This is a genomic window from Streptomyces synnematoformans, assembly GCF_039531005.1.
Taxonomy (GTDB): Bacteria; Actinomycetota; Actinomycetes; order Streptomycetales; family Streptomycetaceae; genus Streptomyces; species Streptomyces synnematoformans.
Genome location: NZ_BAAAPF010000318.1, coordinates 1 through 7,846 on the forward strand (window position 1 = coordinate 1; position 7,846 = coordinate 7,846).

Genomic DNA, 7,846 nt, shown 5'->3' on the forward strand with positions numbered 1-7,846 from the left:
GACGCCGGGGGCGCCGAGGCGGATCAGCGCCCAGTCGTGGTCGGCGTCGGCCGGGGAGGGCGGCGAGGCCGTCGTGCCGGCCGCCCGGGCCGTACCGGCCGCGGAGATACGCATCGCCGTCGCCCAGGCGCTCGCCGACGAGCGGGAGCGCGAGCTGGCCGAGGCCCGGGCGTTCTGGGCCGAGCAGGAGGCCCGCGACAGCATCGACGCGAGCCCCTTCGCGGGCGACCCCGTCGACTTCGGCGGCGAGGTGTTCATACCGCGCCAGGCCGACTTCGCCGGCTTCGAGCCGCTGCTCGACCCCCTGGACCACGACCGGCTGGACCGGCTGGAGCGGCTGGACGGGCTGGCCGGCGAGGAGAACGCCGGGCCCGACGACATCGCCGCCGCCGCGGACGCGCCGCCCGCCGAGGGCGAGTCGGCCGAGCTGGCCGCCGCCCGCAGACGGCACCCCTCGCACCCCGACTTCCGCCCGCAGCCGGCCGTCGCCGACCACGAGCGCACCGTGAACCGGCTGGAGGACCTGGCCTCGGGCCGCACGCCGCTGACCGACGTCCGCCTGGGCCCGCTGGGCACGCTCGACGTGTACGTCTTCGCCGACGGCACCACCCTCTGTCTCTCCCCCGGCCACCGCGACACCGCGGAGCGGCTCGCGGAGGCGCTGGACGGCGGCGCGGAGCCGGTACTGCTCGGCGGCTCGGCGATCAGCGGGGCGTTCGCGCTGACCTTCGACTGCGCGGGCGAGAGCGTCTACATCCTCGCGGACCGCGTCATCGCCTCCCTCTGAGCCCGCCGCCGCGCCCTACGGGCATGGCCCATACGGGCCGTACGGGCCCCTCAGCCGCCCCGCGGCGCCCCGTTCACAGCCGTACGCCCCGCACGAGCGCCAGCGCGTCCACGAGGCCCTCCGCGTCGTCCGCGGCTCGCAGCGCCTCCGCCAGGTCCCGCCCCGCGACGGCCACCTGGTCCCCCACGGCGAACTCCCCCGCCGCCGGCATCTCGCGGGGCACCCGCTCCGGTTCCTCCAGCCGCTGCGCCCGCACGGACATCTCGCGTGCCAGCGCGAGCCCCTCGGCGGCGGCGCCCGCGCGCAGCCGGCTCTGCGGCAGGGCCCGCAGACGGTCGGCGATCCGGTCAACGGCGGTCACGAAGTCGAGCACGTCGAGCACGAGCCGAGCCTAACCCGGCAGTAGCGGCCGGGGATCGCGCGTCCCCGCGCCCGGGTGGTTGTCAATCGCCGCACGCTCAGGCACGGTGCTGAGAAGGACTGCATACCGGAGGCGCCGATGTCCCAAGTCTTCTCCGCAGAAACCCACCGGAACCTGCTCTCCCGCATCCCCCACTGCACCGGCCGTGAAGTCTCCGACTGGTTGCAGACCGTCGAGGACGGTCCCTGTCTCCTCCGCTTCGAGGAGAAAGTCAGCTGGCTCCGTGGCGAGCACAACCTGGCGTACGGCCACGCCAAAGCAATCATCCACGAGTACGACCTGAGGCGGGCCGCGCGCAACATGCTCTAGGAGGGGACGAGCGCACCCCTGGCGCACCAGCCGAGCACCGGCACTGCACGGCGAAGGGCCCGCGGGGGGTCATCCCTCCGCGGGCCCTTCCGACTCGCCTACTCGCTCTTGATGGCCGCGAGCATGTTGAGCCGCGTCGCCCGCCGCGCCGGCCACAGCGCCGCCAGCATGCCCACCAGCGCCGCGCCGGCGAGGAAGTACCCCATCCGCTCCCACGGCAGCACCAGCGCGTACGTGTCCAGCGAGCTGGAGATCAGCTCGCCGGCCGCCCAGCCGAGGAACACCCCGAGGCCGATGCCGAGCACCCCGCCGAAGAGCGAGATGACCAGCGACTCCAGCCGGACCATCCGCTTCACGCCGCGCCGGTCCAGGCCGATGGCGCGCAGCATGCCGATCTCCTGGGAGCGTTCGAAGACCGACATGGCCAGGGTGTTGATCACGCCGAGGACCGCGACGAGGACGGCCATGCCGAGCATGGCGTAGAGGACGTTGAGCATCATGGTGATCAGCCCGGCGATGGCCTCGGAGACGTCCTCCTCGTTCATCACCTCGATGGCGGGGTTGTCGCCGAGGGCCGCCTCCAGCCTCTCCTTCATCGCCGCGCTCTCGCCGCCCTCGGTCTTCAGCCAGACCTCGAAGTCCGAGATCCGGTCCAGGTGCGGGTCGACGACGGAGGTGTCGAGCATGATGCCGTTGATCATCTCGTTGCCGTGGTAGATGCCGGAGACGGTCAGCTCGCCCTCGGTGCCGTCCTGGTACGTCACCGCGACGGTGTCGCCCATCCGCCAGCCCTCGTCCTCGGCGGTGTCGTCGTCGACGATCGCCTTGGCGGGGCCGCCGCCGGCCGGCACGCCCTCGGCGAGGCCGTCGAACGAGCCCTGCTCGAAGTCCAGTTCCAGCAGCTTGTCGACGTCCTTGCCGTTGACGGCGGTGAGGTCCTCCTCGTCGCCGCCGATCGCGGCGGGCACGTTGCGCAGCGGGGAGGAGGCGGTGACCTCGTCGAGGCCGGAGAGCTTCTTCTCCACCTCCGGGTTGAGCGGGGTGAAGGTCGCCATGGTGACCGAGTAGTCGGCCTTCATGGCGTCGGTGGCCATCTTGTCGATGGCGTGGGAGATGCCGCTGGCGATCACCGTGAGGCCGGTGATGAGGGTGAGCCCGATCATCAGCGCGGAGGCGGTGGCGGCGGTGCGCCGCGGGTTGCGTACGGCGTTCTGGCGGGCCAGCTTGCCGGAGACGCCGAACGTGCGCAGCAGCGGCGCGGAGAGCGCGATCAGCGGCCGGGAGAGCAGCGGGGTGAGGACGAAGATGCCGACGAGCAGCACCGCGGCGCCGCCGCCCATGAGCGCCTTGCCGTCGTCGGCGGTGGTGCCGGCGATGACCATGAGCGCGCCGCCGCCCGCGATGAGCGCGCCGATGGTGTTGCGTACGACGAGGCTGCGCGTGGACGCCTGGGCGTGCAGGCTGCTCATCGCCGCGACCGGCGGGATCTTCGCGGCCCGGCGGGCGGGCAGCCAGGCGGCGAGGACGGTGACGACGATGCCGACGAGCAGCGAGACGGCCACCGTCGTGGGCGAGACGATCAGCGGCCCGTCGGGCACGGTGCTGCCGAACTGGCCCATCAGCGAGCGCAGCCCGGCGCCGATGCCGACGCCGGTGGCGAGCCCGACCAGCGCCGCGGCCGTGCCGACGGCGATGGCCTCGAAGAGCACCGAGCGGGTGACCTGGCGGCGGCTGGCGCCGACGGCCCGCAGCAGCGCGAGTTCCTTGGTGCGCTGGGCGACGAGCATGGTGAAGGTGTTGGCGATCAGGAAGATGCCGACGAAGAGCGCGATGCCGGCGAAGGCGAGCATGCCGGTGCGGAGCCCCTCCATGCCCCGCTCGATGTCCCTGGCCTGGTCGTCGGCGAGCTTGGTGCCGGTGAGTGCCTCGGTCTCGGCGGGCAGGATGCGCTGTGCCGCGGCGCGCAGCTGCTTCTCGGAGGTGCCGGGGGCGGCGGCGAGGTCGATCTCGGTGTACTCGCCGGGCTCGGTGAAGAGGTCCTGCGCGGTCTTCGTGTCGAAGAGCACGAGGCTGCCGCCGGCGGCGACGTTGCCGTCGTCGGTGGTGAAGATGCCGGTGATCTCCGGTTCGAGGACGGGGCCGTCGACGGACATCCGCGGGGTGTCGCCGACCTCGTAGCCGGTGCGCTCGGCGGTCTTGGCGTCGATCGCGATCTCGCCGGCGTTCGCGGGGGCGCGGCCGTCGCGCATCGGGTAGCGGGGGTCGGTCCCCTCGCCGCCGTCGCCGCCGTAGTAGTTGGCGCCGTTGGTGGACCAGCCGTCGCCCACGAGGTCGCCGTCCTTGTCGGCGATCGCGGCGAAACCTGCGACGTTGCCGGTGGCGGACCGCACGCCGGGCAGCGCGGCGGCCTTGTCGAGCAGGTCCTGGGTGAGCGGGGGCGGGTCGCCGGGGCGGCCCTCGTCGGCGTCGTCGTCGGGCTGGAGGCGTACGTCGACGTGGTCGAAGCCCTTCTCCGAACTCTTGGTGTAGGCGTCGGAGATGGTGGAGGTGAAGACCAGGGTGCCGGAGACGAAGGCCACGCCGAGCATGACGGCGAGCACGGTCATCAGCAACCGGGCCTTGTGCGCGAACACGTTGCGCAAGGCGGTGCGAAGCATATGGGGTCAGTCCTGTACGGGTGGGAAGCCGGTAGCGGGCGGCCTGCGGGGTCGGCGAGCGGGGCTCAGCTGACCCGGCCCTTCGCGTCGAAACGCTTCATGAGGTCGAGGATGTGCTCGGCGTTCGGGTCGCGCAGCTCGTCGACGATGCGGCCGTCGGCGAGGAACACGACGCGGTCCGCGTACGCCGCGGCCCCCGCGTCGTGGGTGACCATGACGACCGTCTGGCCCAGCTCGCGTACGGAGTTGCGCAGGAAGCCCAGGACCTCGGCGCCGGAGCGGGAGTCGAGGTTGCCGGTGGGCTCGTCGGCGAAGATGATCTCGGGCCGGGCGGCGAGCGCGCGGGCGACGGCGACGCGCTGCTGCTGGCCGCCGGAGAGCTGGCTCGGGCGGTGCTTGAGCCGCCCGGACAGGCCCACGGTGTCCACGACCCGCTGCAGCCACTGCTGGTCGGGCTTGCGGCCGGCGATGTCCATGGGCAGCGTGATGTTCTCCAGCGCGTTCAGGGTGGGCAGCAGGTTGAACGCCTGGAAGACGAACCCCACCTTGTCGCGCCGGAGTTGGGTGAGCTTCTTGTCCTTTAGGCCGGTCAGCTCGGTCTCGCCGATGCGGGAGGAGCCGCCGGAGACGGTGTCGAGGCCGGCCATGCAGTGCATGAGGGTGGACTTGCCGGAGCCGGACGGCCCCATGATCGCGGTGAACTCGCCCTGCATGAACTGCACGGAGACGTGGTCGAGGGCGACGACCTTCGTCTCGCCCTCGCCGTAGACCTTCGTCAGCTCGGTGGCGCTGGCCGCCGCTGCGGGGGCGTGGGCGGTACCGCGGCCGGAGGTGCCGGGGATGGTGGTGGTCACGGCGGTGGGCTCCTGTCGGACGGGGTCGGCGACTGTCGTGTCCATCGTCCCGGCGGATCCGGCGGACCGGATCAACCCGCGCTCCGGTTCGGGGCGAGACCGAGGAGGTACTCGGGTGCCGCGCGGCTCCTCCTCGGGTATGACCCGCACCCTGAGAGAGACGCCGGACGAGGCGGTCGAGAGGGGCGTTTAGGGCTGTGGAATTTCATCCGAGGACTTCTTCGACAACTCGGGCCTAATTCAAGCCAACATCAGTCCGTAGATGGCCAGTTCGGCCCGCACTCACCGCTACTCTGGTTACGCGCCATGCGGCGGCCCGTACGCAGCGTGTGCGGGCCGGGAGTCCTGCCCGGATGGTGGAAAGCAGACACGGCGACCTTAAAAGTCGCTGGCCTTCGGGCCGTGCCGGTTCAAGTCCGGCTCCGGGCACCTCCCGGCAAGAGGTCGTCGACCTGTGAAGACGACTGGTCAGCACGGTGACCCCGCCCCTCCGGGGCACCGCTGACGCCCGGTTCGACCTCGCCCCGGCAGTCTGGAACCGGCCACTCAGCTGAAACGTTCACCCCCACCTCGCCGCCCCCGGGCCGCCGCGCCGCGGCGCCCCGCACGGCGCCGCCGCGCTTCTCATGCGCTCCTCAGAATCCGCAGGTAACCTCCCGCGCACGCGAGGAAAGGACCCCCGGCGGAAGGAGCGGAAGTGGTGCGCGGGACGGTGACGCTGGCACGGGCGGCGGTCGTGGTGCGGGCGGGGGCGGCACCGCTGTGGTGGCTGGGTATCGCCGCCGCGGCGGCGGGCGCCTGGCAGGACGGACTGACCGGGCAGTGGATCGGGCTCTACGCCGGGGCGGCGCTGTTCCTCGTCGTCGCCCCGGTGGTCTACGCGGTACGCCGCGGACGCTGCCTGGCGGCGGCGGAGAAGGCCCAACGGGCCGCTCGCGGCGCGGTGTTGCAGGACCGGGCGGTGACCGTACGGGCGTGGCGGCGGGCGCGCCGGTGGTGGCTCGCGGCGGCGTTCGCCGTCGCCGCCGGGTCGGCGGCGGCGGTGCCGGTCGCCGGCGGGTTGGCGCTGGCCGGTGCCGGCGCCGGGCTGTGGGCGAAGGCGGCGTGGCTGGGCCGCTGGGAGCGGGGGCAGGAGGCGCTGCTGTGGCTGCCGGTCGGCGCCGTCACCCGCCGGGGCGCCGGCACGGGCGGCTCGGACACGGCGTACGCCCGTACGGGCATCGCCGCCGGCGACGCGCTGCTGGGCGGCGGCGTACGGCGGGGCTCACCGGCGACGGTGTGACGCCCGGGGCCCGGCGGCGGGCCCTCTGAGCGCCCCCGGCGCCCGGCGTGGAGGCCGGGCGCCGGGGACGGGCGGCACCGTGCGGGCGCGCGGCGCTCGGGGGCGGCGGTATTCGCGTACCGGAAATTCCCCGCCTATGGGCACGGGCCGCGCACCGCGCCCCGTGAATTCAACGACGCACGAATAAACAGCGTCAAGTGAAAAAGAGCGTTCCGCATTACCCGCGTAGGTGCAGCTCACCGGGGGACTCAATCCGTTTCGGCGCCCATATCACCTTGAACGCGTCGAAACAGCGTCACCGGAAGAGGCGGAGCGGGACCGTGCGGGCGAGGACCGTGTAGCCCTCGGGGTTGAGGTGGAGGTGGTCGCCGTCGTCGACGGCGGGCAGCAGGGCGCGGGGGTTCGCCGGGTCGCGGGTGGCCGCGTCGAAGTCGACGACGGCGTCGAAGCGCCCGCTCGTGCGGATCCAGTCGTTCACGCGCTGCCGGGTCTCCTCGCGCAGCCCGGCCGGGTCGTCGTACAGCGTGCTGCCGCCGAACGGCGTGAGCGTGGCCCCGTAGACCCGGATGCCCTGCGCGTGCGCGCGGGTGACGATCTGGTCGTACGCGGCCGTCAGCTCGTCCTCGACCGCCCGCTGCGCCGCCTCGGTGGCCGGCGCCGTGCCGATGTCGTTGACGCCCTCGAAGACCAGCAGCCACCTGACGCCGCTCGTCGCCAGCACGTCGCGGTCGAGCCGGGCGAGGGCGTTGGGGCCGAGGCCGTCGTTGAGGACGCGGTTGCCGCCGGCCGCCTGGTTGACGACGGCGACGGGCGGGCCGCCGCGGCCGCGCAGCCGGTCGAAGAGCTGGTCGGGCCAGCGGTCGTTGCCGTTGGTGGTGGAGCCGCGGCCGTCGCTCAGGGAGTCGCCGAGGACCGCGGCGGCGGCGGTGCGGGCAGAGGTCCTGGCCTCGATGCCGCTGAGGAAGTACCAGTGGTCGGTGGGGGTCGCGCCGGGCAGCGCGGCGGCGTCGGTGTGGTCGCCGGCCAGCAGGTACGAGGTGGTGCGCGAGCCCGGGTGCGAGGTGACGTCCGTGGACGCCTGGCCGTCGGCGAGGTACAGGGTCACGGTCAGGTTGGCGCCGGGGGCGACGTCGAGGCGCACCGGGTCGGAGACGACCTGCGCGCCGACGGGGACCGTCGCGGCCGACCGGCCGCTGAACGTCAGCGGGCGCGAGCTGCCCGGCACGATGCCGTCGACGCCCGCCGCGCCGCCGGCGGGGAGGGCGACGGCGGCGCGGGTGATCGGCAGGTCGGCACCGCCGAAGGCGTTGGAGAAGCGGAACCGGAACCGGTCGCCGGGGACGGTGACGCGCACGGTCTGGCGCAGGGTGGCGTCCCGCAGCACCCCGTCGTCCTGGGTGAACGGCGGCGGCGGCATGTTCCGCGGCTCGGTGAGCTGCGGCATCGAGGTCCAGGCGGCGACCCATCGCGCGGGTCCGCCGTGCGTGCCGGCGGCCTGCGCGGCGTCGGCGCCCGCGCGGGCGGGGGGGCGGGCGG

At 73.6% G+C, this 7,846-nt stretch carries 7 protein-coding genes and 1 tRNA gene; 4 read left to right on the top strand and 4 right to left on the bottom strand.

Annotated elements, in window-relative coordinates; all coding sequences use genetic code 11:
* The first annotated feature begins 22 nt into the window (after positions 1-22).
* Complete coding sequence (locus tag ABD317_RS30435; RefSeq protein ID WP_344294044.1) at positions 23-787, top strand: hypothetical protein; 765 nt, start codon at positions 23-25, stop codon at positions 785-787.
* A gap of 73 nt (positions 788-860) precedes the next feature.
* Here ABD317_RS30435 and ABD317_RS30440 read toward each other — a convergent pair whose 3' ends face one another.
* Complete coding sequence (locus ABD317_RS30440; protein ID WP_027756573.1) at positions 861-1,169, bottom strand: hypothetical protein; 309 nt, start codon at positions 1,167-1,169, stop codon at positions 861-863.
* Between the two features lie 117 nt (positions 1,170-1,286).
* Between ABD317_RS30440 and ABD317_RS30445 the strand changes: the two genes are divergently transcribed.
* The gene (locus ABD317_RS30445; RefSeq protein ID WP_027756572.1) at positions 1,287-1,517 is read left to right on the top strand and encodes a DUF4287 domain-containing protein; all 231 of its coding nucleotides are present in this window, start codon (positions 1,287-1,289) and stop codon (positions 1,515-1,517) included.
* Between the two features lie 98 nt (positions 1,518-1,615).
* On the opposite strand, the gene ABD317_RS30450 is transcribed toward ABD317_RS30445, so the two are convergent.
* Together ABD317_RS30450 and ABD317_RS30455 are read right to left on the bottom strand one after the other, a co-directional pair.
* Positions 1,616-4,174, bottom strand: a complete 2,559-nt coding sequence (locus ABD317_RS30450) for an FtsX-like permease family protein (protein ID WP_027756571.1) — start codon at positions 4,172-4,174, stop codon at positions 1,616-1,618.
* Positions 4,175-4,239: 65 nt separating this feature from the next.
* On the bottom strand, positions 4,240-5,028 hold the full coding sequence (locus tag ABD317_RS30455; protein ID WP_344294038.1) for an ABC transporter ATP-binding protein: 789 nt from the start codon (positions 5,026-5,028) through the stop codon (positions 4,240-4,242).
* Between the two features lie 347 nt (positions 5,029-5,375).
* Between ABD317_RS30455 and ABD317_RS30460 the strand changes: the two genes are divergently transcribed.
* Positions 5,376-5,457: transfer RNA gene (locus tag ABD317_RS30460), tRNA-Leu, on the top strand.
* A gap of 268 nt (positions 5,458-5,725) precedes the next feature.
* Positions 5,726-6,310 carry a hypothetical protein gene (locus ABD317_RS30465; RefSeq protein ID WP_344294040.1) on the top strand — a complete coding sequence of 195 codons (585 nt, stop codon included), beginning with the start codon at positions 5,726-5,728 and terminating at the stop codon, positions 6,308-6,310.
* Between the two features lie 295 nt (positions 6,311-6,605).
* On the opposite strand, the gene ABD317_RS30470 is transcribed toward ABD317_RS30465, so the two are convergent.
* The coding region (locus ABD317_RS30470; protein WP_344294042.1) for an SGNH/GDSL hydrolase family protein at positions 6,606-7,846 on the bottom strand (1,241 nt) is incomplete at its 5' end.